Here is a 267-nt window from a genome sequence, read left to right as displayed (position 1 = left end):
GCTTCTTACTAGCTCAACTAGGCTTATCGCAAGTTAGTACGTCCTTCATCGCCTCCAACTGCCAAGGCATCCACCGTGTACGCTTAGTCACTTAACCATACAACCCGAAAAGGTGTCCCGAACTTGCGTTCTTCTCTCTTTACGAGTGTATGTATCTATGACATGAACGATACGCCACCAAATAATCTGGTGAGTTATACCTGGCTTGTTCAAACTTCGTTTGTTTCTTTATCAGCTTGTCCAAATTATTAAAGAGCTACATCACAT

1 rRNA gene is annotated in these 267 nt (G+C 42.7%); it reads right to left on the bottom strand.

The features are described from left to right. Window positions 1-97: ribosomal RNA gene (locus DQX04_RS12425) — 23S ribosomal RNA — on the bottom strand; the annotation flags it as partial. Window positions 98-267 lie beyond the last annotated feature (170 nt).

It is taken from the genome of Aliidiomarina sp. B3213 (assembly GCF_003290085.1).
In the GTDB taxonomy this organism is placed as follows: domain Bacteria; phylum Pseudomonadota; class Gammaproteobacteria; order Enterobacterales; family Alteromonadaceae; genus Aliidiomarina.
This window is presented reverse-complemented; position numbering and strand designations above follow the sequence as displayed.